The sequence below is a fragment of the Salipaludibacillus daqingensis genome (genome assembly GCF_029891575.1).
Classification (GTDB): Bacteria; Bacillota; Bacilli; order Bacillales; family Salisediminibacteriaceae; genus Salipaludibacillus; species Salipaludibacillus daqingensis.
This window is the reverse complement of record NZ_JARZHF010000014.1, coordinates 1-26644: the sequence shown is the minus strand read 5'-3', so window position 1 is coordinate 26644 and position 26644 is coordinate 1. Positions and strand designations below refer to the sequence as shown.

Sequence of the window (26644 nt, the reverse complement as noted above, 5' to 3'; positions counted from 1 at the left end):
TCTTCCGTTATCCGTTTGACTCAGTGCTAGACTCCAAATTTAAATTCAATTTATCCTTCGATTGATCATCTTCGTCATCCATCTCTAACATGTCGATTTCTTCATCATTGCTTGATAACATCTTCACGTCCATACCAAGGCTTTGAAGCTCTTTTATTAGAACTTTAAATGACTCAGGAACTCCTGGTTCTGGTACATTTTCACCTTTGACAATCGCTTCATATGTTTTCACACGACCGATTGTATCATCTGACTTCACAGTTAAGATTTCTTGCAACGTATACGCAGCACCATAAGCTTCAAGTGCCCATACTTCCATCTCACCGAAACGCTGTCCACCAAATTGCGCTTTACCACCCAACGGCTGTTGTGTGACCAAGGAATAAGGTCCAGTAGAACGAGCATGCAGTTTATCGTCAACCATGTGAGCCAGTTTGATCATGTACATGACACCAACAGATACTCGGTTATCAAACGCTTCACCAGAACGACCGTCATAAAGGACTGTCTTTCCGTCTCTTGACATGCCTGATTCTTCAATTGTGCTCCAAACATCTTCTTCACGCGCTCCATCAAAAACTGGTGTTGCGATGTGAATACCAAGTTGTTTTGCTGCCATACCCATATGCAGCTCAAGAACTTGCCCGATATTCATACGTGATGGAACCCCTAGCGGGTTAAGCATGATATCGATTGGTGTACCATCTGGTAAGTAAGGCATATCTTCTTCAGGAAGGATCCGGGAAATAACACCTTTGTTTCCGTGTCGACCGGCCATTTTGTCACCTTCGTGAATTTTACGCTTTTGTACGATGTACACACGAACGAGTTGGTTTACACCTGGAGGAAGCTCATCGCCATCTTCACGGTTAAATACTTTTACATCAAGTACAATTCCGTCGCCTCCGTGCGGAGAACGTAACGATGTATCTCGAACTTCACGAGCTTTCTCACCAAAAATAGCGTGTAAAAGTCTCTCTTCAGCTGTTAGCTCCGTTACCCCTTTAGGCGTAACTTTACCTACGAGAATATCTCCATCCTTCACTTCTGCCCCGACGCGGATAATTCCACGCTCATCTAAGTTTCTTAGAGCGTCTTCTCCTACGTTTGGAATATCACGGGTAATTTCTTCTGGTCCAAGTTTTGTGTCACGAGCTTCCGACTCATATTCTTCAATATGAATGGACGTATAGACATCATCTTTTACGAGGCGCTCACTCAAAATGATCGCATCCTCATAGTTATATCCATCCCAAGTCATGAAACCAACAAGAACGTTTTGACCCAGAGCCATTTCGCCTTTTTCCATAGAAGAACCGTCTGCAAGGATTTCACCTTTCTCAACGATCATGCCTTCACTTACAATTGGGCGTTGGTTGTAACATGTCCCTTGGTTCGATCGCTCAAATTTCATCAAGTTATATCGCTGAACGTCACCTTCAACATCTTTACCATTTACTTCATCAATAGCGCGGATGTCTATATATTTAGCACTAACACGTTCGACGCGACCTTTTTTAGCTGCAACTATCGCAGCCCCTGAGTCTTTAGCAGAAACATATTCCATACCTGTTCCGACTAGAGGAGATCGTGGTTCAATAAGTGGAACTGCTTGACGCTGCATGTTAGCACCCATTAATGCACGGTTAGAGTCATCGTTTTCCAAGAAAGGAATACATGCCGTAGCCGCAGAAACAACTTGCTTTGGTGATACGTCCATATAGTCAACGCGATCCCTAGGTACGATGATGTTCTCACCACGGAAACGACAAATAATATCGTCATCTGTAAATGATCCATCTTCTTCTAGTTTCGCATTTGCTTGTGCAACAACGTAGTTATCTTCTTCATCCGCTGTTAAATAGTCAACTTGTTTGGAAACTTTGCCTGATTCATGATCCACTTTTCGATAAGGCGTTTCAATAAAACCAAATTGATTTACCTTCGCAAAACTGGATAATGAGTTAATCAAACCAATGTTTGGTCCCTCAGGTGTCTCAATCGGACACATACGGCCATAGTGGGAATAGTGAACGTCACGTACTTCAAAACCTGCGCGCTCACGAGTCAAACCACCAGGTCCAAGAGCAGATAAACGACGTTTATGCGTCAATTCCGCTAGCGGATTTGTTTGGTCCATGAACTGAGAAAGCTGAGAGCTTCCAAAGAACTCTTTAATCGACGCGATAACTGGTCGAATATTAATTAATGCTTGTGGCGTGATCATGTTTGCATCTTGAATTGACATACGCTCACGAACAACACGTTCCATACGAGAAAGACCGATACGGAATTGGTTTTGCAATAGCTCACCAACAGAACGAAGTCGACGATTTCCTAAATGGTCAATGTCATCTGTATTTCCAACTCCATGAAGCAAGTTGAAGAAATAACTAACAGACGAAATGATATCAGCCGGCGTAATGTTCTTGATTGTTTTGTCAATTTGTCCATTAGCAATAACCTTAATTGGTTGGTCTTGCTCGGACTGTTTCTGTGAATAAATCAACACAGATTGAAGTTCTACTTCTTCATCGTCAATAACCCCACCTTGCAAGTTAATATGACGGAAGCCAACATCATTTTCTAAATAAGGGATTAATTTATCGAGCAACCGTCGATCAATCAATGCACCTTCTTCAGCTAAAATTTCTCCTGTTTCAGGATCTACCAATGTTTCAGCTAGAATCTGATTAAACAGGCGATTTTTAATATGAAGTTTCTTATTCATCTTGTAACGACCTACATTAGCTAAATCATAGCGTTTAGGGTCAAAAAAGCGTGACTCTAATAAGCTTTTAGCACTTTCTACTGTAGGAGGCTCTCCTGGTCGTAATCGCTCGTAGATTTCAAGAAGCGCTTTTTCAGAGCTATCTGTATTATCTTTTTCTAGCGTATTACGTAAGTACTCATCTTCTCCTAATAAGTCAATGATCTCTTGATCAGTGCCAAATCCAAGCGCACGTAATAAAACCGTAGCAGGGATTTTACGCGTACGATCGATTCGAACATACACAACATCTTTCGCATCGGTTTCAAGTTCTAGCCAGGCACCACGGTTAGGAATCACCGTTGTTGTAAAGCCTCGCTTTCCGTTTTTATCCATTTTCTCACTAAAATACACGCTTGGTGATCGAACAAGCTGAGAAACAATAACACGCTCGGCACCATTAATGACAAATGTACCCGTGTCTGTCATAAGTGGGAAATCTCCCATAAACACTTCTTGTTCTTTTACTTCGCCTGTCTCCTTGTTAATAAGTCGAACCTTTACACGAAGCGGCGCAGAATACGTTACATCCCGTTCCTTTGATTCATCTACAGGGTACTTTGGATCTCCTAAGCTATAGTCAATAAACTCAAGAACTAAGTTTCCTGTAAAATCCTCAATTGGTGAGATGTCATGAAACATCTCGCGAATACCCTCATCAAGAAACCATTGATAAGAAGCTGTTTGAATTTCAATCAAGTTTGGAAGGTCCAAAACTTCATTAATTCGTGCATAACTTCTTCTCTGGCGGTGGCGTCCATACTGAACTAGTTGACCTGTCAACTCATTCACCCCTCAAACCTAACGTTTTTATCATCAAAAGGACTGCTGCATGGAGTCAATGCAGAAATCCTTTGACAGATACGTAATAAAATCTTTCTTTTCTCCAGTACTCTTTTTTTCTATTGAGAAAAATAGAGCAACCTTTCTAAACAAAAAGGATTTCTTAGAAGTATTGTAGAATGAAGTAGAATAACTGCGTAACTTTTACTCTAGAAAGTTACATTTTTCAAAAATAAACAAAGAAAAAAGGGTTGTGGTGTCTTCTATTATTTTACATACATAAAAGACGTTCATAGTTTGTCCAATTCACCCTTTTTTTAATCCATTCTTTTTATTCATCTCTACTTCTCACTCCGAAAATTGCACGTAATCAAATGTCACTAGTACAAATAGAGCAGAAAAGCCCTATTATCAATTTTTTATGTTCATACGCATTAAACAACACTAACACAACCAAAAAGACTAGTCAATCTTTTTTCCTTGAAAAATAAAATAACCTTTTTGTTTATTTTTCGTCGTTACTTCCAAACCTAATTCTTCAAGCTTTTTTTCCGTTGATGCAGCACCTTGTTTCTTTTGAATAACAACCCATATACTTCCGCCACGTTTCAGTGCCTTAATAGATTGTTCATAAATTTTAAAGACAACTTCTTTTCCAGCCCGGATCGGTGGATTTGTAATAACCGCTGCATATTCGCCTTCTTCAAATCCTTCCATCACATCGTTTTGCGAAATAAATGTATTATCAGTAACATGATTTAACGAAGCATTTTCCTTTGAAAGTAAAATAGATCGTTCGTTGATATCTACCATTCGAACGTGTCTTTTGGGGAAACTTTTTGCAACTGCAATTCCGATAGGGCCCCAACCGCAACCCACATCTGCAATCTTTCCATCTACTTCAGGTTCTTGAAAGGTTTCAATTAATAGTTTTGAACCAAAATCAAGTCCACCTTTGGAAAAGACACCATGATCTACTTTAAAAGTAAAAGTATGATCAATTATGGTTTCTTTTATTGTTTTTTGGTCGCTTTTCGCGGAAGGCTTTTCTGAATAATAGTGGTCAGACACGGAGATCAACGCCCTTTCTTTATCTTGATTTTTATTCTTCTACGAATAAAATGTACTATAGTCAATCAATGTAATCAAATTTTGGTTATCCTTCTGTAAACAATACTTAAAGAAAAGTAAAAGAAAACTCGCTTTGGATACCAAAGCGAGTTCTCGTTTGAGTGTGTAATTACTTAACTTCTACAGAAGCTCCTGCTTCTTCAAGTTTACCTTTGATTTCTTCAGCTTCGTCTTTATCTACGCCTTCTTTAACTGCAGCTGGAGCACCATCAACAAGTGCTTTTGCGTCCTTAAGACCAAGACCAGTGATTTCACGAACTACTTTGATAACACCGATTTTAGCAGATCCAGCAGACTCAAGAACTACATCAAATTCAGTTTGCTCTTCAGCAGCTTCTTCTGCTCCGCCACCTGCTGCTGCAACTGGTGCCGCAGCTGTAACGCCAAACTCTTCCTCGATTGCTTTTACTAAATCATTTAATTCTAATACTGACATTTCTTTAATCGCGTCGACCATTTCTTGCTTTGTCATGATTAAATTCCTCCTATTAGTGATAGTTTTATGCCGTTAGGCAATTTTTTTGAATGGTGGGTTTACGCACCTTGTTCTTCTTTTTGTTCTGCAACAGCTTTTGTAGCCAATGCAAAGTTGCGGATTGGAGCTTGCATAACGTTGAGAAGCATAGACAATAAACCATCGCGTGATGGTAAAGTCGCTAGTGCTTTCACTTCGTCTAAAGAAGCTACACGCCCTTCAATGATTCCTGCTTTCAATTCTAATGCTTCATGCTTTTTCGCGAAGTTGTTAAGAATCTTCGCTGGAGCAATAACGTCATCGTTACTGAATGCAATTGCAGTAGGGCCAACGAGTTGCTCGTCGATTCCTGTCAATTCTGTTTCAGCCGTAGCACGTCGAACCATTGAGTTCTTGTAAACTTTAAAGTCTACATTTGCTTCACGAAGTTCTTTCCGAAGCTCAGTTATTTCAGAAACATTCAAACCACGGTAATCAACAACGATTGTCGATTGGCTTTCCTTTAGTTTGTTTGTAATTTCGTCAACAACTTGACTCTTCTTTTCAATCACTTTGCTCATTCTGACACCTCCCTGAAGATTATTCATACCGTTTGTAAGCTATAAAAAATACCTCCGTGCGTAGACACGGAGGTAGTATAATCTATTCCCTATGAAACATAGGTCTTCGACGCTACAAACCTCGGCGGGTAATTAAGCCACAAGGGCACCTGCTGTCTACGGTATGATCGATTCCATTTAACAAAAATCAGTATAACTCCCTAAAGAAGGGAAGTCAACTATTGTTTATAACTAGAAACATTAACTTTTAAGCCAGGCCCCATCGTTGCCGCAAGGGAAACATTTTTTAAATATGTTCCTTTTGCTGCAGCTGGTTTTACCTTCATCAACGTATCCATCATCGTTTGGAAGTTCTCTACTAGCTTATCTTGATCAAATGAAGCTTTACCGATTGGAACATGAATGTTCCCTGACTTATCAACGCGGTATTCTACTTTACCTGCTTTGATTTCAGTAACGGCTCTTTCTACTTCAAAAGTAACAGTTCCAGTTTTAGGGTTAGGCATTAACCCTTTAGGTCCTAGTACTCGACCAAGTTTACCAACTTGAGCCATCATGTCTGGAGTTGCGACAACCACGTCAAAGTCTAACCAACCTTGAGTGACTTTATTGATCATGTCTTCTTCTCCAACGAAGTCTGCTCCTGCAGCTTCCGCTTCTTTCGCTTTTTCTCCCTTAGCAAAAACAAGGACTGTTTGTGTTTTCCCTGTTCCGTTAGGAAGCACGACTGCTCCACGAATTTGTTGATCAGCTTTCTTAGGGTCAACACCTAAACGAGCTGCTAACTCAACACTTTCGTCAAAGTTTGCTGTCGCTGTCTTTTTTACTAACTCAATCGCTTCATTTGCATTATACAATTTCTCACGATCAATTTGCTTTAATGCATCTTGATATTTCTTTCCTTTATTAGCCAATGTTGTTTCCTCCTTATTGTGGTTTTAGCGGTTAGACCTCCCACTAATAAAGGTTGCGAACCTGAATAAATCAAGTTATATCGCAACCTCCATCTTCCTGCATGGGTTCATTAGTCTTCAATAACAATTCCCATGCTACGGGCAGTACCTTCTACCATACGCATCGCTGCTTCTACATCAGCTGCGTTTAAATCTGGCATTTTAGTTTCCGCGATTTCTCTTACTTTATCACGCTTTAGTGTAGCAACCTTGTTACGGTTAGGCTCACCTGAAGCAGTTTCCACTCCAGCTGCTTTCTTTAGAAGAACTGCTGCTGGTGGAGTTTTAGTGATAAATGTAAATGAACGATCTTCAAATACCGTGATTTCTACAGGGATAATTAAGCCCGCGTCTTCTTGCGTACGAGCGTTAAATTCCTTACAGAACCCCATAATATTAACACCTGCTTGACCCAATGCTGGCCCAACTGGTGGCGCTGGATTTGCTTTCCCAGCAGGAATTTGTAATTTAACTACTTTTATGACTTTTTTAGCCACGCGACACACCTCCTTAAGTCCGTGATGTGGTATACCGAGCAATCGCTCTCCCACTCAATTGATAACATGTCATTATCCGCTATTTAAGCGAAAACGCCATTTTCGCACTATCAAAATAATTTATTTCATAGCACGTATCCTGCATTTTTGCAGGAAAAAACGTGAACATTATGTCCACGTTGATTAACAACATTCAAATTTTATCACTTCAGTGATAAGATAGCAAGAAATTTCTAAACTGAATTTAAATTTTCTCTACTTGATTGAATTCAAGTTCGACTGGAGTTTCCCGTCCGAACATGTTCACGTGTACTTTTAATTTTTGTTTTTCTGCTGAAATACTTTCAATAGAACCAATAAAGTTTGCGAAAGGTCCTTCTTTCACTTTCACAGACTCTTTCAATTCAAAGTCTATCTCTGGCTTAGGTGCTTCCACACCCATTTGACGCAAGATAGACTCTACTTCTTCCGGAAGAAGTGGTGTCGGTTTAGCCCCACCACCTGAAGATCCGATAAATCCTGTAACTCCTGGTGTGTTTCGAACCACATACCAAGAATCATCTGTCATCATCATTTCAACAAGCACGTAACCTGGGAAAACTTTTTTCGTAACTGTTTTTGTTTTACCATCTTTAATTTCTGTTTCTTCTTCTACGGGAACAAGGACGCGAAATATCTTATCTGTCATCCCCATCGATTCTACACGCTTTTCTAAGTTCGTTTTCACTTTATTCTCATATCCAGAATACGTGTGAACTACATACCAATTATTCTCCATGTTTGTTCAGGACTATTATGTCCTTCCCTCCTCTAACGGAAACATTTTTTCAATTTCCTTCAATTACATTAACCAGTGATAAGACGAATAAGACTTGATATTCCAAAATCTGCAATAGCAAAGAAAATCGCTATAAATATCACTGTCGTTGATACAACGATTGTATATTTTGTTAATTCTTTGCGATTCGGCCAAGAGACCCGCTTCATTTCTGTGGAAACTTCTTTAAGAAATTTAACCGGTTTTTTTACTGCATCTGCCAATGTACACACCCCCAACTTGTTTACTACTTTGTTTCCAAATGTGCTGTATGCTTTCCACAAGTACGACAATATTTATTTATCTGAAGTCGCTCAGCTTGATTTTGAGCAGTTTTCGTCGTTGGATAATTTCTTGAATGGCATTGCTGGCAGGCAAGCATCACTTTTTGTGACATAGCCAACTCTCCTCTAATTCGTTCGAATTGTATACATACTAGTAAAATTTATCACAGCGGAAGCTTTCGTGTCAATGGTACCTATATGAAGCATAGCCATCCATGTCCTTTTTCATAATCAAAGAATACTATGGCGTTAGACTTCGTTTCACAAAAATAACCTTAACGTGTAAAAAAACAGGGAAGCCCCTGTTTTTCATTGTTTTTATGATAATTTCACGCCTCTAAGTTCTACATACCTTTCTAACTTGCGTTTCACTCGTTGCAAGGCATTATCAATAGATTTCACGTGACGATTTAAGTCCTCTGAAATTTCTTGATAACTTCTACCATCCAAGTAATGCATCAGAACTTTCCGCTCCAAATCACTTAGAATTTCACCCATTTTCAACTCGATATCGTCAAACTCTTCTTGGTTAATTAGCAGTTCTTCCGGATCACTTACCTTCGACCCACAAATAACATCAAGAAGCGTTCGATCCGATTCCTCATCATAAATCGGTTTATCCAATGAAACATATGAATTTAACGGAATATGTTTTTGACGTGTTGCTGTTTTGATCGCTGTAATAATTTGTCTCGTAATACACAATTCTGCAAAGGCTTTGAATGAGGACTGCTTGTCCCCTTGGAAATCGCGAATGGCTTTGTATAAACCAATCATTCCTTCTTGTAAAATGTCTTCATGATCTGCCCCTATTAAGAAATAGGATCTTGATTTCGCACGAACAAAGTTCTTGTATTTCGTAATTAAATACTCCAGTGCTGCACTGTCACCTTCTCGCACGTATTCTACGAGACTTTCATCCTGTAATTGGCGAAACTTTTCATGCAGTCCATTCTCAACGAGGTTTAAAGCCACCGCAATCCCTCCGACCTATCTTTTTCTTGATTTGAAAAAGGTAGTTACTTTCAGTCCATATTATGAAAGCGCAACAATAAAGAATTGTCTATTTCTAACAATAGTATACAGGAAAAAATTCAAAAGCGTCAAGCAGTCATCTGTTTCCTCTACGCCATTTTTCAAAAATTTCTGCCATTTCATCTGTAATCGGTAATTTTGTTTTTGCTTTCGCTTTTTTTGTGTTAGAAACTTCTTTCTCAATGCCTTTTTCAATTTGCTTCATTTCCGTCCGAAGCTCACGTGCCGACTTTCGATAAGCGCCACTAGCAAAAATAACCCTTTGTTCAACAAAATCAGAGGTAGCAACAAAAATTTGTGTGTCGATTCGTTTCCATTCAATAACCATCTTTTCGATTCTCTCATCTGCTGTTTCCTTTTCCTTCGTGTAAATGATATTGAGGTCGTAGTTTTGCAGTTTCTTCCCTAACCCTGGAACCATATGAGCGTCGAATATAATGGTCACTTCAATCCCTGTGTAAGCTTGGTACTCAGCCATTTTTTCGATAAGAATGTCTCTTGCTCCTGCAAGGTCTGATAGTTGAAGTTCCCGTAATTCAGGCCAGTCACCGATGATGTTGTAGCCATCCACTAACAACACCTTTCTCATGTTAATTCATCTCCGCATCAGGACGTCGACGAAGCACCTCATACATCAGTAAACTAGCAGCTACCGATGCATTTAAAGAAGTCACTTTGCCCATCAGTGGGATTTTCACGAGAAAGTCGCACTTCTCTTTTACAAGTCGACTCATACCTTTGCCCTCACTTCCAATCACAAGACAAACACCCATGTCTACATCTACTTCTCGGTAGTCCGCTTGTCCTTTAGCATCGGTTCCAATAAACCAAAGGTTCTCTTTTTTTAATTCATCCATCGTTCTAGCTAAGTTAGTCACCCGAGCAACCGGAACATGCTCAAGCGCTCCAGCAGATGCTTTGGCAACGGTTGACGTTAAACCAACTGAACGGCGTTTCGGAATAATCACACCATGAACACCAGAAGCGTCCGCTGTCCTAATGATAGAACCGAGATTATGAGGATCTTCCAATTCATCTAACATCAATAAAAATGGTGCTTCCCCTTTTTCAGCCGCTTTTTCGAGCATGACTGAAATATCTTGGTATTCATAAGCAGCGATTGATGCCACAACACCTTGATGATTGGAACTAGATACTAGTTGATCCAGTTTCTGTTTCGGAACAAATTGGACTTGAATTTGCTTTTGTTTCCCTAGGGCAATGACTGTAGTCATTTGCCCTTTTTGTGAACCTTCTGCGATCCAAATTTTATTGATTGTATGGCTTCCCTTTAGCGCTTCAATGACTGGATTTTTACCCATTAAGAAATCTTCATTTTCCGCCATGATCTTCCTCCTTTCGCTCTATCATTAGAAAGCTTTTTGCAACGATTTCATCCATTCTTTGTTCATTACCTGTTAAGTACAAATATCCGATAAGTGCTTCGTATGCTGTGCTATATCGGTAAGTTGCATGATCCGTATTTTTTGGAATCGTACCTGATTTTGCATTTCGACCTCTTTTGACAACACTTATTTCCACATCTGTTAGATCTCCATTATCCATCAGCTTTTGCAAGACGCGCGCCTGAGATTTAGCAGAAACATATTTTGTCGCTTCTTTGTGTAGTTTATTCGGACGAACTTGCCCTTGCGAAATAAGTCGAAATCGGACGTACATATCCAACACACCATCCCCCATATATGCAAGAGCAAGAGCATTTAATTGTTCAGGTTCATTAATCGTTTCATTTAACTTCATGCACTAACTCCTTTTCCAACGTGTACCTTGAGGCGTGTCTTCTAAAATGATGTTTTGCTCTTTAAGCTGGTCACGAATCTCATCTGCTCTGGAAAAATCACGATTCTTCCTTGCTTCAATCCGCTCCTCTATTAATTTCTCTACATCTTCATCTAATAAGGATTCTTGTTTTACTCGAATACCTAAAACATTGGCCATGTCATCAAATTGATCTAAAAACCCTTGTAACACTTCCTCACACGTATGCTTTTCTTGTAAATATAGATTCGCAACTTTCACGAGATCAAACATGGCTGCAACGGCATTTGCACTGTTAAAATCGTCATCCATCGCCTCGATAAATCGATCGTGATGTTCGGTAATTTCTTTGTGCCACTTCTTCGTTTCTTTTGCTAATCCAGCCGTTTCTGATAATCGGTGTGATACGTTTGCATATGTCGTTTGGATTCTATCTAAACTACTAGCTGCACTCGTTAACTGATCATCACTGAAATTAATTGGACTTCTGTAATGAGCATTCACAATAAAGAACCGAACAACTTCAGGGTCAAACTGTCGAATAATGTCATGGACAAGGATAAAATTCCCGAGAGATTTCGACATCTTTTCATTATCAATATTTATATAGCCATTGTGAATCCAATAATTGGCCATTTTCTTTTCATTTAGCGCTTCTGATTGTGCAATTTCATTTTCATGGTGAGGGAATGATAGGTCTTGCCCACCTGCGTGAATATCAATCGTATCGCCAAGATATTTTTTCACCATTGCTGAGCATTCAATATGCCATCCAGGTCGTCCTTTACCCCATTCGCTATCCCAAGAAATCTCCCCTGGTTTTGCCGCTTTCCAAAGGACAAAGTCCAAAGGGTCTTCTTTCTTCTCTCCTACTTGAATACGTGAGCCCGATTGAAGGTCATCAATCGACTGATGAGACAGTTTGCCGTAACCATCGAATTTTCTCGTTCGAAAATAGACGTCTCCTTCTGACACATAAGCATAGTCTTTCTCGACTAACCGTTCGATAAACTGAATAATTTCCGGCATCGTATCTGTTACACGAGGGTGATCATCTGCCACTTTCACACCAAGTGCGCCTGTATCTTCGTAGTATGCACTAATGAATCGTTCCGCAATCGTTGTCACATCTTCGCCCATCTCTTCCGCAGCTTTGATGATTTTATCATCGACATCCGTGAAATTAGATACGTAATGAACGTCATATCCACGATATTCAAAGTATCGTCGTACCATATCAAAAACCACCGCAGGACGAGCATTTCCGATATGAATGTAATTGTAGACCGTTGGACCACAAACATACATTTTCACTTTTCCTTCTTCCATCGGTTGAAAAGTTTCTTTTTGTCTTGTTAACGTATTATATAACTGAATCGCCATAAGGACGTTTCCTCCTTAGTTCCTTGGTTCTTTTATTGTCTTTTCGTACTCTTTTTTCAATTCTTTCATCTCTTTTTTCACTCGAATCAATTCTTGTTCTAACGAACGGAATTTATCCGATACTGGGTCAGGAAGGTTAATATGGTCTAAATCATTTCCGACTTTTACACCATCACGGACAACAATTCTCCCTGGAATCCCTACAACCGTTGAATTAGGCGGGACCTCTTTTAACACAACAGATCCTGCACCTATTCTTGCATTTTTTCCAATCCTCATTGAACCGAGAACTTTCGCCCCTGTTGCTACGAGAACATAGTCTTCCAGTGTAGGGTGACGTTTTCCTTTTTCTTTCCCTGTGCCCCCTAATGTAACTCCTTGAAATATCGTTACATTATTACCAATCTCACACGTTTCCCCGATAACCACACCCATACCGTGATCTATGAATAACCTTTGACCAATTTTTGCTCCTGGGTGAATCTCAATCCCTGTAAAAAAACGGCTAACTTGCGATAGAAATCTCGCTAAAAAAAATAATTTCTTATTCCATAACCAATGATTAAGACGGTGAGACCAAACAGCATGAACTCCAGAATAATTAATCATTACTTCTAATCGGTTCCTTGCCGCTGGGTCTTGATCTAATACAACATCTACATCGTTTCTCAACGTTTTAAACAAAAGGAAGTCCCTCCTTTCGACTTTTATTATTACTTTAGGCTAACTAGAAAATAAAAACACAGCAGAGGGAATTTCAGCTTCTTGTCCTCCATCATGCTACGTCAACTGGCAAAACGCTGCGTTTTAGTCAAGCAAATGTGATTCTTTCAACATCTTTATGGAACGAGATCAGAGTTATTATTTATAATATTTAACCTCGAATTCCATTAAAAAGTATTAAAAAAAGCGTCTTTGTGCCCCTAAGGACACAGAGACGCTTAATTGGCGCGGTTCCACTCTGTTTGAGCAATTGACTAAATCATGCTCCACTTTTAAAAGATAACGGTCTTTCATCCGCCATTCCTACTAAGGTATTTTGATCCTTTTCAGCATATGGACTCAGAGGTGCATTTCAAAAGAGTTCTTTTTAAGTCACTTCCAGCCTGTGGTGACTCTCTCTTTGAAAAAGAATGTTCTTTTTACTTATCCTCATCAACGTTCGAACTTATATGACTATTTACAGTAAATTTTCTAAACGCTTCGTGACGACACTTTTACCGAGTAACGCGATCGTTTGAGGTAAATCAGGTCCGTGCATTTGCCCAGAAACTGCCACACGAACTGGCATAAATAGTTTTTTCCCTTTATGTCCTGTTTCTTTTTGAACGGCTTTAAGCGATTTTTTCACTTCATCGGCTGTAAAGCTATCCAGTTCATTTAACTTATTTTTAAAGGCAGCTAGCACTTCTGGAACTTGTTCTTCTGCAAGAATTTCTTTTGCTTCTTCATTATAATCGATTTCATCTCTAAAGAACAACTCTGTTAACTCAACAATCTCTGCGCCGTAACTCATCTTCTCCTGATGTAAAACGATGAGGTCGTATGCCCACTGTTTTTGTTTTTCAGACATAAACTCAGGTAACCGGCCAGCTTTCACTAGATGAGGAAGAGCAAGCCAAACGACACGATCTTCATCCGCTTCCTTCATATATTGATTATTCATCCAGGCTAATTTTTGTGTATCAAACACAGCTGGAGCTTTGATTACCCTGTCTAAACTAAATTGCTCAATGAGCTGATCTTTTGTTAATATTTCTTCTTCTCCACCTGGAGACCAGCCTAATAATGAAATAAAGTTAACAATCGCCTCTGGAAGGTAACCCAAATCGCGGTACTGTTCAACAAATTGAATGATCGACTCGTCACGTTTACTCATTTTTTGGCGATCTTCATTTAGAATCAACGATGCATGAGCAAATTTAGGAGTAGACCAACCAAACGCTTCAAATAATAACACTTGTCTTGGCGCATTTGATAAATGTTCTTCTCCTCTTATAACGTGAGAAATTCCCATTAACTGATCGTCAATAACGACTGCAAAGTTATACGTCGGAATGCCATCTTGTCTGACGATGACAAAATCGCCAATACCTTCTGATTCGAAGGTCACTTTTCCACGTACAGCATCATCCACGACGATTTCTTGTGATTCCGGAACGAGGAAACGAACAACCGGCTTACGACCTTCTGCTTCGTAGGCACGTTTTTGTTCATCAGTTAAATGACGATCGCGTCCACTATATTTCGGAGTTTCCCCACGAGATCTCTGTTGTTCACGTTCTTTCTCTAATTCTTCTTCCGTCATGTAACAATGATAAGCTTTGCCTTCGCTTAACAATTGTTCAACGTGTTTATTATAAATGTCTAAACGTTCCATGCTTTGGTAGGGTGCATGAGGTCCACCTAAGTCAACACTCTCATCCCACTCTATTCCTAACCATTTCAAACTTTCCATTAACTTTTCCGTCGCAGTTTCCACATTTCTCGCTTGATCTGTATCTTCAATACGAACGATGAATTTCCCTTTTTGATTGCGAGCAAAAAGGTAGTTAAATAATGCAGAGCGAGCTCCACCAATATGCAGATGTCCAGTTGGACTTGGGGCAAACCTTACGCGTACTTCTTGGCTCATCATACGACACCTTCCATTTCTATATCTAATGTTCATTTCTTTTTATTCTATCATTATCCTGTTTTTTGAACAGGGATTTATGCAAAATGTCTGTTTAATCTTGGTTATTTACTTTCAACTAATAAAACTACCGCTTGAGAAGCGATCCCTTCTTCTCTCCCCGTAAATCCTAACTTTTCTGTTGTAGTCGCTTTAACATTCACTTGGGAAACGTCTGATTCTAGTAAATCAGCAATTCGCTCCTGCATCACTTGAATATAGGGAGCCATCTTTGGTTTTTGTGCCATAATTGTACAATCTACATTGCCTAAACGATACCCTCGTTTTTTTACAAGATCCCATACATGGGTAAGAAGAAGAGCAGAATCTGCGTCTTTAAATGCAGCATCCGTATCAGGAAAGTGCTTTCCTATATCTCCTTCTCCAATCGCACCTAAACAAGCATCAGCAATAGTATGTAGCAAGACATCTGCATCTGAATGTCCTAGTAACCCTTTATCATGGGGAATGTCGATTCCACCAAGAATCAACGGTCTCCCTTCTACCAACTGATGAACATCAAATCCTTGTCCAATTCGCATTAGTTTGTTTCCCCTTTCCTTTTTTCAATGATTGCTTCAGCAAATAACAAGTCTTCTGGTGTCGTCACTTTAAAATTTTCATAATCCCCTTGAACAATCGAAACAGGACGATTCATATATTCTAATAAACTAGCGTCATCTGTTCCAACGACCTCTTCTTTTACGGCAACTTCATGAGCGTATGTAATTTCTTCAAGATGAAAAGCCTGTGGGGTTTGAATAGACCACAAGCTAGAACGATCAATCGTTGCAGTAATTTGATTTTGGCTAACTTGTTTAATCGTATCTTTTACCGGGACAGCAACAACGGCTGCTCCTTCTTCATCCACTTTTGCAATCAATTGATGAATGGTTTCTTTCCTAATAAAAGGTCTTGCCCCATCATGGATCAACACAATCGGGTTACCTTGTATCACTTTCAAACCTTCATAGACACTTTGTTGGCGCTCTTTACCACCAATAACGACTTTTGTTACTTTTGTTAGTTGATAATCTTTTATTAAACTCCAAATAACTTCCTTCTCGTGTTCGTTGACCGCTAAGATAATCTCCGAACATAGAAGATCCTCCTCAAACACACGTAATGTGTGAATGAGGAGGGGGACATGATTTATCATTAATAGTTGTTTGTTTTTTCCTGCATTCATTCGCTTTCCTTGACCTGCGGCAGGTATAACGACATGGTATTTTGGCATAGTAATCGTTCCTCTTCTCACGTCCTAAAGTGCTTTTTCCATCAGTTTTGGTTTAGCAAATATCATTCGACCTGCTGATGTTTGTAAAACACTTGTAACGACAACTTCAATTGTTTTACCGATATAATTTCTACCCTCTTCAACAACGATCATCGTACCGTCATCCAAATAGGCAATCCCTTGTTTTTGTTCTTTGCCATCTTTAATCACTTGCACATTCATCTCTTCGCCAGGAAGGACAACTGGTTTAACCGCATTTGCTAAATCATTAATGTTCAAAACGGCTACCCCTTGTAAGTCACAAACTTTGTTTAAATTAAAGTCATTTGTAACAACGTACCCATTCATTACTTTTGCTAATTTAACAAGTTTGCTATCTACTTCTTGAATTTCTTCAAAGTCACCTTCATAAATCTCTACCTCAACTGCTAACTCTTTTTGAATTTTATTTAGAATATCGAGTCCTCTTCGCCCACGATTTCTTTTTAAAACATCTGATGAATCAGCAATATGCTGCAGTTCTTCAAGAACAAATTCAGGAATAATTAACGTACCTTCCAAAAATCCAGTCTGACAAATATCAGCAATTCTACCGTCAATAATGACGCTTGTATCAAGAATTTTCAGCTTCCCACGTTCGTTTTCCTTTTCAGCTTCTTCGTTCTTTTTTGAATCCTTTCCAGTTTTTGTGCCTGGAAATAACGCCATGACTTCATCTCTTTTTTGAAAACCAACCTGAAATCCTAAATATCCTAAAAGTAATGTAAGAATTAACGGTAGAACCGTGCTTAAGATTGGGATTTCAACACTGTTTAGGGCGACTGTAATTAAAAACGCTAGCATTAGTCCAATGACGAGACCTACCGTTCCAAATATCAAATCTGTAACGGGAAACTTGATCAATCTGTCTTCGATCAAACGAATAAAATTCACAATCGTATCCACGAACAAATAAAGAGATAAATATAATATAAGTGCACCTAAGATTGCACCAGCATAGCCGTTGACAAGCCATTCCGGTGTCGTAATAAATAGTCGGGCAAAATCAGGAATAAAAATATATCCAATCGTCCCACCAGTAAACAAAATGACTAACTGTATTATTTTTCGAAGCATACACTTCACCTCCTTTTATTATTATAGACATAGTGTACGAATTACAAACATAAAACATACAAATCACAAGAAGTTACATATTCAGATATACACAAACAATATCACTACGCCTATTAAATGTCAATTAAAGTAAACATTCAATTATATCGTTATAGAGGTGAATCGTCAATACCTGATTCCAATCGACAAAAACTTAATTAAACAACCTAATCAAATATGTCGATCAATAAACAATTGTTCTTGAATTCTAGTTAGTCCATCCTTAATCTTTTTCGCTCTAGCTTCCCCAATACCATCAACCTCATCTAATTCTTCAATAGTGGCTCTCATAATAAAAGGGAGTTCGTGGAACTGTGCCATTAAGTTTTTAACAACGACAGGTGGGATGCGAGGAATCTTATTGAGAATTCGGTATCCTCTTGGACAAATTGCTTGTTCTGCTAAATTGGTGATTTTTCCATGACCAAGAAGTTTTACGATAACTTGATCATCTAATAGTTCATCGTTGGAAAGTCGTTTCAGTTTTTTCAATACTTCTTTTGGACTATACCTTGCATCTTTCATATAATCTTTAATCAAAAGTGTTGCCTCTTCTTCCGTATTTAATACAAGTTCCTCTAATTGCATCGAGATAAGACGCCCTTCATTTCCAAGTTCATTCACATAGTTCAAAATTTCACTTTTAATTCTTAACACCATCTCAATTCGATGCATGACTTGGGATACTTCCTGAAAGGTAACCAATTCTTCAAACTCTAAAGCACCGAGGTTCGTAATACTTTGATCCAATACCGATTTGTATTTCTCTAATGTTTGAATGGCTTGGTTTGCTTTCGTTAAGATGACGCCAATGTCTTTCAGTGCGTAACGATACTCTCCTTGATATAGAGTAATAACGTTTCGTCGTTGGGAAATAGAAATAACTAAATTCCCCGTTTGTCTAGCCACACGTTGTGCTGTTCGGTGACGAATTCCCGTTTCCGTCGATTCGATTGTATTTTCAGGCACTAATTGCGTATTAGCGTATAGAATTCTGCTTGCGTCTTCACTTAATATAATCGCACCGTCCATTTTCGCTAATTCATATAAATAAGCGGGGGAAAAATCACTGTTGATAAAAAAACCACCATCGACCAAAGACATCATTTCATTGTTATAACCAAGGACAATTAACCCACCCGTCTTGGCCCGAAGAACATTGTCAATCCCTTCTCTAAGGGGGGTTCCTGGTGCAACGAGTTTCAATACATTACTTATAAAGTTCGTATCATAGTTCGAACGTTGGTGATCCACTAGACACTCCTCCTAACGAGACTTTAATTGCTTCACTCACACTTTCGACTCCAATTATTTCAATCCCATCTGGCACGGTCCAACCACCGATATTCCTCTTGGGTATAATCATTCGCTGAAACCCTAACTTAACGGCTTCGGTTACTCGTTGTTCGATTCTAGCTACTCGGCGAACTTCGCCAGTCAGCCCAACTTCACCAACAATGACGTCGGCTGGAGCTGTAGGTGCATCACGGAAACTCGAGGCAATGGAGACAGCAATCGCTAAATCAACAGACGGTTCATCTAAGCGAACCCCGCCGGCGACTTTTACGTATGCATCGTGATTTTGCAACATCAATCCTACCCTTTTTTCCAACACAGCCATGATCAATGAAATTCGGTTATGATCAATCCCAGTCGCCATCCTCCTCGGATTTCCATAGCTTGTCGGAGAGGTCAGTGACTGAATCTCCACAAGGACCGTTCTTGTCCCTTCCATTGAAGCAACAACAGCGGAACCAGCCGCTCCCGAAGATCGTTCTTCAAGAAAAATTTCTGATGGATTTAACACTTCTTCTAAACCTAATTCTTTCATTTCAAAAATACCGATTTCATTCGTAGAACCAAAACGGTTTTTCACCGCTCTTAATATTCGGTATGTATGATGCCTTTCCCCTTCAAAATAAAGCACACAGTCTACCATATGTTCGAGGATTCTCGGGCCTGCAATGGCTCCTTGTTTCGTTACGTGCCCAACTAAAAAAATAGCAATTCCTCTCGTTTTAGCAATTCGCATAAATTGAGACGTAGATTCTCTCACTTGCGATACACTGCCTGGTGCACTAGTTACGCCATCGAGGTAAACCGTTTGTATCGAATCAATAATGACAAGATCTGGATCTAAATCTTCAATTACTTTCTCAATCAAATCCACATCTGTTTCTGCTAAAACATAGAGCTGATCATTGCCAATATTTAATCGATCGGCTCGAAGTTTTGTTTGTCTAACCGATTCCTCTCCAGAAATATAGAGAACCTTTTTATTATGTTCTGATAAAGTAGCCGATACTTGTAAAAGGAGTGTTGATTTTCCAATACCCGGGTCTCCCCCAACTAAAACAAGGGAACCTGGAACAACTCCGCCACCAAGCACTCGATTTAATTCGTTAATATGCGTACTTATCCGTTGTTCTTCCGTTCGCTCAATTTTAGTAATAGGTTGAGGTTTTGCTGACTTTGTGCCAGCTGAGGTGACAAAACTTCGTTTGCGATGCCCTGAAGGCTCTGCTTCCATCTCCTCCGCAAGAGTATTCCAATTTTGACACCCTGGACATTTCCCCATCCATTTTGTTGATTCATACCCACAGTCTTGACAAACAAATTTTGTTTTTCGCTTGGCCATACAATCGTCTCCTCTACCTTGTTCACCCTTTTTTTTATTTTAGCACGAAGAAGCCATAATGGAAAAAATCTGAACAGAATCGTGCTCCTTATCCAAATAAAAAGGGAGAAGACCTATGTAAGATCCTTCTCCCCCCCTCTTATTTAGGTTACCTTCATTCTTTTTTAGCTTTCTTATACAGATGAGACAACGTAATCGCCATCTTTTACGTCTATTTTCACCGATTGCCCTTTAGATATTCTTCCGCGCAGAAGTTCTTCTGATAAACGATCTTCTACTTGTTTTTGTAAAGCACGGCGAAGCGGTCGAGCGCCATATTCAGGATCAAACCCTTCATCGGCAATTTTCATTTTAGCTTCTTCAGATAAATCAAATTCGATATCTTGTTGAGCAAGTCGTTTTTTCAGTTCGTTTGCCATTAATGAAACGATTTTTTGAATATGAGACTTTTCAAGAGAGTGGAAGACGATAATTTCATCAATACGATTTAGGAATTCTGGGCGGAAGCTCTTCTTCAACTCACCCATCACTTTGCCTTTCATATCTTTGTAATCTTCTCCATCTCTCTGCGCTGTAAAGCCAAGACTTTTCTCTTGTCTTAACGTACTTGCACCAACGTTTGAAGTCATGATAATCGCTGTATTTCTAAAGTCAACTCGACGTCCTTTTGAATCCGTTAAAAATCCGTCTTCAAGAACTTGGAGTAAAATGTTAAATACTTCAGGGTGAGCTTTCTCTACTTCATCTAGAAGAATAACTGAATACGGCTTACGACGTACCTTTTCCGTTAATTGTCCTCCATCTTCGTGCCCGACATAACCTGGAGGAGAACCAACTAATCGACTTGTTGTATGTTTCTCCATGTACTCAGACATATCGATACGAATGATTGCATCCTCATCACCAAACAATGATTCTGCTACAGCTCGAGCTAATTCCGTTTTACCGACACCAGTTGGACCTAAGAAGATAAAGGAACCAATTGGACGCTTCGGATCTTTTAACCCTGCACGAGCACGACGGACCGCTTTAGATACTGCTTTGACAGCCTCATCTTGACCGATGACACGATTGTGAAGAATCTCTTCCATTCGAAGAAGTCGATCAGTTTCTTCTTCAGCCAGTTTACTAACCGGAATACCAGTCCATGTTGCAACAATAGAGGCGATATCTTCAACTGTCACTTCTGAATCTTCTTGCCCTTGTTTTTCTTTCCACTCATTTTTCATTTTGTCGAGTTCCTCACGAAGCTTCTGCTCTTTATCACGAAGAGAAGCTGCTTTCTCAAACTCTTGGCTTTGTACAGAAGCGTCTTTTTCTTTACGAAGGTTCTCTAAATCTTGCTCTTTTTCTTTCAAATTCGGTGGCGCCGTATAGGAACGCAATCGAACTTTTGATCCAGCTTCATCTATTAAATCAATCGCTTTATCTGGTAAAAAACGATCTGAGATGTACCGATCAGATAATCTTACCGCAGCTTCCACAGCTTCATCGGTAATCGTTACACGGTGATGAGCTTCATAACGGTCTCGAAGCCCTGATAAAATTTGAATGGATTCATCCGCTGTTGGTTCATCTACTTGGATCGGTTGGAAACGACGTTCTAATGCTGAATCTTTCTCAATGTATTTTCTGTACTCATCAAGCGTTGTCGCACCAATACATTGCAATTCACCACGAGCGAGGGACGGCTTCAAGATATTCGAAGCATCAATCGCACCTTCTGCGCCACCAGCTCCAATCAACGTGTGCAACTCATCAATAAACAAAATTACATTATTCGCTTGGCGAATCTCTTCCATCACTTTCTTTAAACGGTCTTCAAACTCACCACGATATTTTGTTCCGGCTACAACCGTACCCATATCGAGTGTCATCACACGCTTTCCTCGAAGGGTTTCAGGCACTTCGTTATCAACGATTTGTTGTGCTAATCCTTCTGCAATGGCTGTCTTACCCACACCAGGTTCTCCGATGAGTACTGGATTATTTTTCGTGCGACGACTAAGGATTTGGATAACTCGCTCAATTTCTTTCGCACGTCCAATAACTGGATCAATTTGATCTTCTTTTGCAATAGCTGTTAAATCTCTAGCTAAACTATCAAGTGTTGGTGTGCTAGCATTCGAACTCCCGGAAGCTGCAGCTTGTTGTGAGCTATTAGCCGATTCATTCGACCCCAATAATTGCAAAACTTGCTGTCTTGCTTTATTTAAGCTAACGCCAAGATTATTTAATACACGGGCAGCGACGCCTTCCCCTTCGCGAATCAACCCTAGTAAAATATGCTCTGTGCCCACATAGGAATGTCCTAGTTTTCTTGCTTCATCCATCGATAATTCAATGACTTTTTTTGCTCTAGGCGTGTAATGTATTTGTTTCGAATTCTCTTCGCCTCGACCAATCAAGTTTTCTACTTCCGACTGGATCTTTTCGGCACCTAATCCTAGAGCTGTTAATGCTTTTGCAGCAATGCCTTCCCCTTCACTAACTAATCCTAATAAAATGTGCTCCGTACCAATATTACTATGACCTAGTCTTCCTGCTTCTTCTTGTGCTAATGCTAATACTTTCTGTGCGCGTTCTGTAAACCTTCCAAACATCATGTATCTCCACCTCCGTCATTTAATTCCCTGCTCGATTCTAATCTAAATCTTTCTCGTATTAACGTTGCTCTTCGTTCATCACGTTGCTCTGCTGTAAGGATTTCCCCAGCGTATTGTTGCAAAAAGCCTGTTTGCGTGACGATCATTAATTCATTTAAGATGTTTCCTTTTACGTCTTGAATTAAACCTAAATCAATACCCATTCTCACATCGGATAAACGTTGCATAGCCTCTTTTGATTCTATTCTTCGACTATAGGCAAGGATGCCGTAGGAGCGATAGATTCGATCTTCTAACTGAATTTTCGACTCTTCCAACAGTGTCTCTCTCGCTGAGCGTTCTTGTTGTATAAGTTGTGTCACTACGCTTCGAAGGTCATCGACAATATCCTTTTCAGACTTTCCTAAAGTTGTTTGATTTGATATTTGAAAAAGATTCCCTAACGCTTCACTACCTTCTCCATAAATACCTCGTACAACTAAACCTAGTTGATTAATTGCTGGCAAAATTCGATTAAGCCTCTTCGTCATGACAAGCGCTGGTAAATGCATCATCACTGATGACCGGAGCCCCGTGCCTACATTTGTAGGACAACTTGTTAAATAACCTTGATTTTCATCAAAAGCAAAATCAAGTTTCTCTTCCATCCAATCATCCATATCGTTAGCATATTTTAACCCTTCGTCCAGTTGGAATCCAGAAAATAAACATTGGATACGAAAATGATCTTCTTCATTTACCATAATACTTAATGACTCATCCTCGCTAAGAAGAACACTCCCTGCCTTGGATTCATTTGATAAGTTTGGGCTTATTAAATGTTTTTCAACTAACACTCTTTTTTCATTTTCCTTAAGGTCTTTCATTTTTAGTAGCTCTAACTCTCCAAATTTAACATGTGATTTTCCTGCGAACTTAGCATCCACTTGCTCCGTAATCTTTTCTAATTGCTTTTCATCCCCTGCCATAGGAAACGGGACGTCGCGCAAGTTTCTTGCAAGCCTAATCCTACTGCTAATGACAATATCAGCATCGGGTCCTTTATTTTTCATCCACGGACTAATGGCTTCTTTCATAAAAGATTCCAAGGACATAATTACGCTCCCTCCTCTTTTTGCAAATTATTTTCTAAGGAGCGGATTTGATCCCGTGTTTTTGCTGCGTCTTCAAACTCCTCTTCTTCTATCTGTTTTTTGAGGTTTTCTTTCAGTTCTTTTATCTCACGATGAATGTGTAAGTCTTTTCCTTGGCGCTTCGGTATTTTCCCCAAATGCGTTGCATTTCCGCCATGTATCCTGCGAAAGATAGGATCTAATTTTTCCTCAAAACTTCGATAGCAGTTAGCACATCCAAATTTACCAATCTCTGCAAACTGCTGATAATTCATCCCACAATGAGAGCATTTTAATTCTGGCTGAGCTTTTTTCACTTTTTTATTTTTCGTTGAGGAAAACGGTTGATCGGCATCTAATAAACCTGAAAGAAGTTGATGGATGGAAAAGCTATTAGAACCAGGCATATACTCTCCTTTGTCTTTCGCACATCTCTCGCAAATGTGAAATTCCGTTTTCTCACCATTAATAATCTTAGTAAAATGCAGGCTCGCAGGACGCTGCTGGCATTCTTGACAGAGCATCAGATCCCCCTCCTCACGTTATAGTTCATTCCACTCTTTATATTTTAACGTAGAAAGCATTGCTTTTAATAATTTCGCACGCAACTCGTCTCGGTAAGGTAGCTTAATATGAATCACTTCACGATCCATAACACTTTCCATAATATTTGCTTCTCGCTTTGTGATTGCTTCCTCTTCAAGAAGACGTTTAATGATATTTGTTGCAGCCGTTTGCGAGATTCCATCACCAACTAAATCTATAAGCTGATCAAATAAAGCGAGTTGATTATCTGCTTTGACTCTAATAATTCGAATATATCCACCGCCACCACGTTTACTTTCTACCATGTAGCCTTTTTCAACAGTAAAGCGTGTTCGAATGACGTAATTTATTTGTGAAGGAACACAATCAAATTGTTCAGCTAATTCACTTCTTTTTACTTCAATTAATTCTTGACCATTACCTGCAATGACTTGTTTCAAGTAGTGCTCAATAACATCCGATATATTTCTCACCGCATCCTCCTCCTTCAATACACAAAGTAGATGCAACCTTGGATTGTCATACATTCCAATTTACAATATTTGATTGTGAGCCCTCTTCTTCACCTGTGTTTTGATAAAAGTCAAGCTAATACTTCCATAAGCTATTTTTACAAAAACATCATAATGAAAAAGTACATTACTGACTTTGACTATATTTGACTTTGATTCTATTATAACTTTTTTTACAAATCGTGCAACTGATACGCCTCTCTATTTTAGTCATTTTTACGACGTTTCATTCGAATCTTTATCAATCGTTACCCGTTTCACAAAAGGAATTTTATGTAACTGATCAATTACAGTAATAATCTTGCTCTCATTTGTATATTCCACTAAAAGTCGATATTCAATCATCGGATTTTGATTGTATATATTTTGTTTTTCTGACTTCATACTTTTAAGAGTAATCTCATGTTCATCAAATAAGTTAATCAGTTCAGATAACTGGGAGGCATCCTCATCAACGAGTATCGAAAGTTCATTTTTGCTATGATGATCCCCAAAACTTAATGATAATTTTCCTAAAAACATTAAACTTAAGATAACAATGACAGTTGTAATAATGGCAGCAATATACATTCCTGCACCGACCGTTAATCCAATGGCAGCTACTACCCAAATCGACGCTGCCGTAGTGAGACCTCTTACCGTATACCCTTGAACAAGAATCGTCCCCGCACCTAAGAAACCGATCCCTGAAACAACATAAGCTGCTAAACGAGACGGATCAAAATTAACAACATCCCTGTTTGCATCTAAATAATCTTGAAATCCATAAAAGGCTAATAACATAATTAAACATGCTCCAACACTAACTAGTAAATGGGTTCGAAACCCAGCTGGATGATGATGAAATTCCCTTTCAATCCCTATTAGTCCACCTAATAATGCTGCAAGTATTAATCTAATTGTCATAACAAAAATATCATTCTCTATAAACAACAACCATTCCATTTAAACCAACTCCAATAATTTCCTTTATGAGTCCTGTTTTATTATTATTACAACATTAATTATCAAATACCCTTTTCAATGAAAAAACAAGCTTTTGTAAGTTGCTAATTTTGTTTTTTTTTATTATATACCTTTCAGATGCAGATGGATGTATGGGAAGACTAGATGCTCGCCCCAGTTGTGACCCGAAATGCGTAGATGACGTTTTTATAGGGCACTAACCGTTTGCTTTAGTGACCCTAAATTCTTTTTTATTGCATTTTAGGGGCATTAGTTGCTTGCTCTAGTGACCCTAAATACGTAAATGGCGCATTTATAGGGCACTAATCGACTGCTTTAGTGACCCTCTTTTTCCAAAATAGCTCTTCATAGGTCCCTAGTTGACCTCGCTTGTGACCGTCTTTCACCAGAATCTACTCGCTTCGGTCACAAGTGGGCTGCTCTTGTGACCCTCTTTTATCATAATCCACTCGTATCAGTCACAAGACGCCCTGTTATTGCTTGTTCACACATCCAATAACTCGCCGCCAAACTTCAAACCCAACAAACCCAAAATCAACATCCTCAAAAAACCAAACACAAAAAAGACACCCTCATAAATGAGAATGTCTTAAATGCCCAGCGGCGTCCTACTTTCACAGGGGGAGATCCCCCAACTATCATCGGCGCTGGAGAGCTTAACTTCCGTGTTCGGCATGGGAACGGGTGTGACCTCTCCGCGATCGTCACTGGACATATGAAATTGACAGGTC

Annotated in this window: 26 protein-coding genes, 1 rRNA gene and 2 other annotated features; all 27 genes read right to left on the bottom strand. The window is 39.3% G+C overall.

What is annotated here, in order from left to right; translation table 11 throughout:
* Positions 1-7 precede the first annotated feature (7 nt).
* Positions 8-3553: a DNA-directed RNA polymerase subunit beta gene (gene rpoB / locus QDN89_RS20860; RefSeq protein WP_280772117.1), complete on the bottom strand. Its 3546-nt coding sequence runs from the start codon at positions 3551-3553 to the stop codon at positions 8-10.
* A 462-nt stretch (positions 3554-4015) separates the two neighbouring features.
* Complete coding sequence (locus tag QDN89_RS20855) at positions 4016-4624, bottom strand: class I SAM-dependent methyltransferase (RefSeq protein WP_280772116.1); 609 nt, start codon at positions 4622-4624, stop codon at positions 4016-4018.
* A 169-nt stretch (positions 4625-4793) separates the two neighbouring features.
* A complete protein-coding gene (rplL, locus tag QDN89_RS20850) occupies positions 4794-5156 on the bottom strand; it encodes a 50S ribosomal protein L7/L12 (protein ID WP_280772115.1) in 363 nt (120 codons plus the stop codon).
* A 62-nt stretch (positions 5157-5218) separates the two neighbouring features.
* On the bottom strand, positions 5219-5719 hold the full coding sequence (rplJ, locus tag QDN89_RS20845) for a 50S ribosomal protein L10 (RefSeq protein WP_280772114.1): 501 nt from the start codon (positions 5717-5719) through the stop codon (positions 5219-5221).
* Positions 5720-5754: 35 nt separating this feature from the next.
* Positions 5755-5899, bottom strand: a sequence feature (ribosomal protein L10 leader region).
* Between the two features lie 38 nt (positions 5900-5937).
* Positions 5938-6633, bottom strand: coding sequence for a 50S ribosomal protein L1 (gene rplA / locus QDN89_RS20840; protein ID WP_280772113.1), 696 nt, complete (start codon positions 6631-6633; stop codon positions 5938-5940).
* Positions 6634-6743: 110 nt separating this feature from the next.
* Positions 6744-7169, bottom strand: a complete 426-nt coding sequence (gene rplK / locus QDN89_RS20835; protein ID WP_280772112.1) for a 50S ribosomal protein L11 — start codon at positions 7167-7169, stop codon at positions 6744-6746.
* A gap of 244 nt (positions 7170-7413) precedes the next feature.
* Positions 7414-7947 carry a transcription termination/antitermination protein NusG gene (nusG, locus tag QDN89_RS20830; RefSeq protein WP_280772111.1) on the bottom strand — a complete coding sequence of 178 codons (534 nt, stop codon included), beginning with the start codon at positions 7945-7947 and terminating at the stop codon, positions 7414-7416.
* A 68-nt stretch (positions 7948-8015) separates the two neighbouring features.
* The gene (secE, locus tag QDN89_RS20825; RefSeq protein ID WP_280772110.1) at positions 8016-8210 is read right to left on the bottom strand and encodes a preprotein translocase subunit SecE; all 195 of its coding nucleotides are present in this window, start codon (positions 8208-8210) and stop codon (positions 8016-8018) included.
* A gap of 23 nt (positions 8211-8233) precedes the next feature.
* Positions 8234-8383, bottom strand: a complete 150-nt coding sequence (gene rpmG, locus QDN89_RS20820; RefSeq protein WP_280772109.1) for a 50S ribosomal protein L33 — start codon at positions 8381-8383, stop codon at positions 8234-8236.
* A gap of 205 nt (positions 8384-8588) precedes the next feature.
* Positions 8589-9245 carry an RNA polymerase sporulation sigma factor SigH gene (sigH, locus tag QDN89_RS20815; protein ID WP_280772108.1) on the bottom strand — a complete coding sequence of 219 codons (657 nt, stop codon included), beginning with the start codon at positions 9243-9245 and terminating at the stop codon, positions 8589-8591.
* A gap of 136 nt (positions 9246-9381) precedes the next feature.
* Positions 9382-9894, bottom strand: a complete 513-nt coding sequence (locus QDN89_RS20810) for an NYN domain-containing protein (protein WP_280772107.1) — start codon at positions 9892-9894, stop codon at positions 9382-9384.
* 1 nt (position 9895) lies between these two features.
* Positions 9896-10651 (bottom strand): 23S rRNA (guanosine(2251)-2'-O)-methyltransferase RlmB, encoded by a 756-nt coding sequence (gene rlmB, locus QDN89_RS20805; RefSeq protein WP_280772106.1) that lies wholly within the window; start codon positions 10649-10651, stop codon positions 9896-9898.
* Positions 10638-11066, bottom strand: coding sequence for a Mini-ribonuclease 3 (locus QDN89_RS20800; protein ID WP_280772105.1), 429 nt, complete (start codon positions 11064-11066; stop codon positions 10638-10640). Before QDN89_RS20800 ends, rlmB begins: the two co-directional genes overlap by 14 nt.
* A gap of 3 nt (positions 11067-11069) precedes the next feature.
* Entirely contained in the window at positions 11070-12467 is a 1398-nt protein-coding gene (gene cysS, locus QDN89_RS20795) for a cysteine--tRNA ligase (protein WP_280772104.1), read from the bottom strand.
* A 15-nt stretch (positions 12468-12482) separates the two neighbouring features.
* Positions 12483-13151, bottom strand: coding sequence for a serine O-acetyltransferase (gene cysE, locus QDN89_RS20790; RefSeq protein ID WP_280772103.1), 669 nt, complete (start codon positions 13149-13151; stop codon positions 12483-12485).
* Between the two features lie 246 nt (positions 13152-13397).
* Positions 13398-13635, bottom strand: a binding site (T-box leader).
* Between the two features lie 12 nt (positions 13636-13647).
* Entirely contained in the window at positions 13648-15102 is a 1455-nt protein-coding gene (gene gltX / locus QDN89_RS20785) for a glutamate--tRNA ligase (protein WP_280772102.1), read from the bottom strand.
* A 104-nt stretch (positions 15103-15206) separates the two neighbouring features.
* A complete protein-coding gene (ispF, locus tag QDN89_RS20780; RefSeq protein ID WP_280772101.1) occupies positions 15207-15683 on the bottom strand; it encodes a 2-C-methyl-D-erythritol 2,4-cyclodiphosphate synthase in 477 nt (158 codons plus the stop codon).
* Entirely contained in the window at positions 15683-16378 is a 696-nt protein-coding gene (gene ispD, locus QDN89_RS20775) for a 2-C-methyl-D-erythritol 4-phosphate cytidylyltransferase (RefSeq protein WP_280772099.1), read from the bottom strand. The genes ispF and ispD overlap by 1 nt, the downstream gene beginning before the upstream one ends.
* Positions 16379-16402: 24 nt before the next feature.
* Positions 16403-17494: a PIN/TRAM domain-containing protein gene (locus QDN89_RS20770; protein WP_280772098.1), complete on the bottom strand. Its 1092-nt coding sequence runs from the start codon at positions 17492-17494 to the stop codon at positions 16403-16405.
* A gap of 210 nt (positions 17495-17704) precedes the next feature.
* Positions 17705-18787, bottom strand: coding sequence for a DNA integrity scanning diadenylate cyclase DisA (disA, locus tag QDN89_RS20765; RefSeq protein WP_280772097.1), 1083 nt, complete (start codon positions 18785-18787; stop codon positions 17705-17707).
* The gene (gene radA, locus QDN89_RS20760) at positions 18762-20171 is read right to left on the bottom strand and encodes a DNA repair protein RadA (protein ID WP_280772096.1); all 1410 of its coding nucleotides are present in this window, start codon (positions 20169-20171) and stop codon (positions 18762-18764) included. Before radA ends, disA begins: the two co-directional genes overlap by 26 nt.
* Before the next feature lie 173 nt (positions 20172-20344).
* Positions 20345-22777 (bottom strand): ATP-dependent protease ATP-binding subunit ClpC, encoded by a 2433-nt coding sequence (gene clpC, locus QDN89_RS20755; protein WP_280772095.1) that lies wholly within the window; start codon positions 22775-22777, stop codon positions 20345-20347.
* Positions 22774-23871 (bottom strand): protein-arginine kinase McsB, encoded by a 1098-nt coding sequence (gene mcsB, locus QDN89_RS20750; protein WP_280772094.1) that lies wholly within the window; start codon positions 23869-23871, stop codon positions 22774-22776. Before mcsB ends, clpC begins: the two co-directional genes overlap by 4 nt.
* Before the next feature lie 2 nt (positions 23872-23873).
* Positions 23874-24413 carry a protein-arginine kinase activator protein McsA gene (mcsA, locus tag QDN89_RS20745; protein ID WP_280772093.1) on the bottom strand — a complete coding sequence of 180 codons (540 nt, stop codon included), beginning with the start codon at positions 24411-24413 and terminating at the stop codon, positions 23874-23876.
* A gap of 18 nt (positions 24414-24431) precedes the next feature.
* Positions 24432-24908 carry a CtsR family transcriptional regulator gene (locus tag QDN89_RS20740; RefSeq protein WP_280772092.1) on the bottom strand — a complete coding sequence of 159 codons (477 nt, stop codon included), beginning with the start codon at positions 24906-24908 and terminating at the stop codon, positions 24432-24434.
* Positions 24909-25163: 255 nt separating this feature from the next.
* The gene (locus QDN89_RS20735; protein ID WP_280772091.1) at positions 25164-25892 is read right to left on the bottom strand and encodes an MgtC/SapB family protein; all 729 of its coding nucleotides are present in this window, start codon (positions 25890-25892) and stop codon (positions 25164-25166) included.
* 616 nt (positions 25893-26508) lie between these two features.
* A 5S ribosomal RNA gene (gene rrf / locus QDN89_RS20730) occupies positions 26509-26625 on the bottom strand.
* Between the last annotated feature and the right edge of the window lie 19 nt (positions 26626-26644).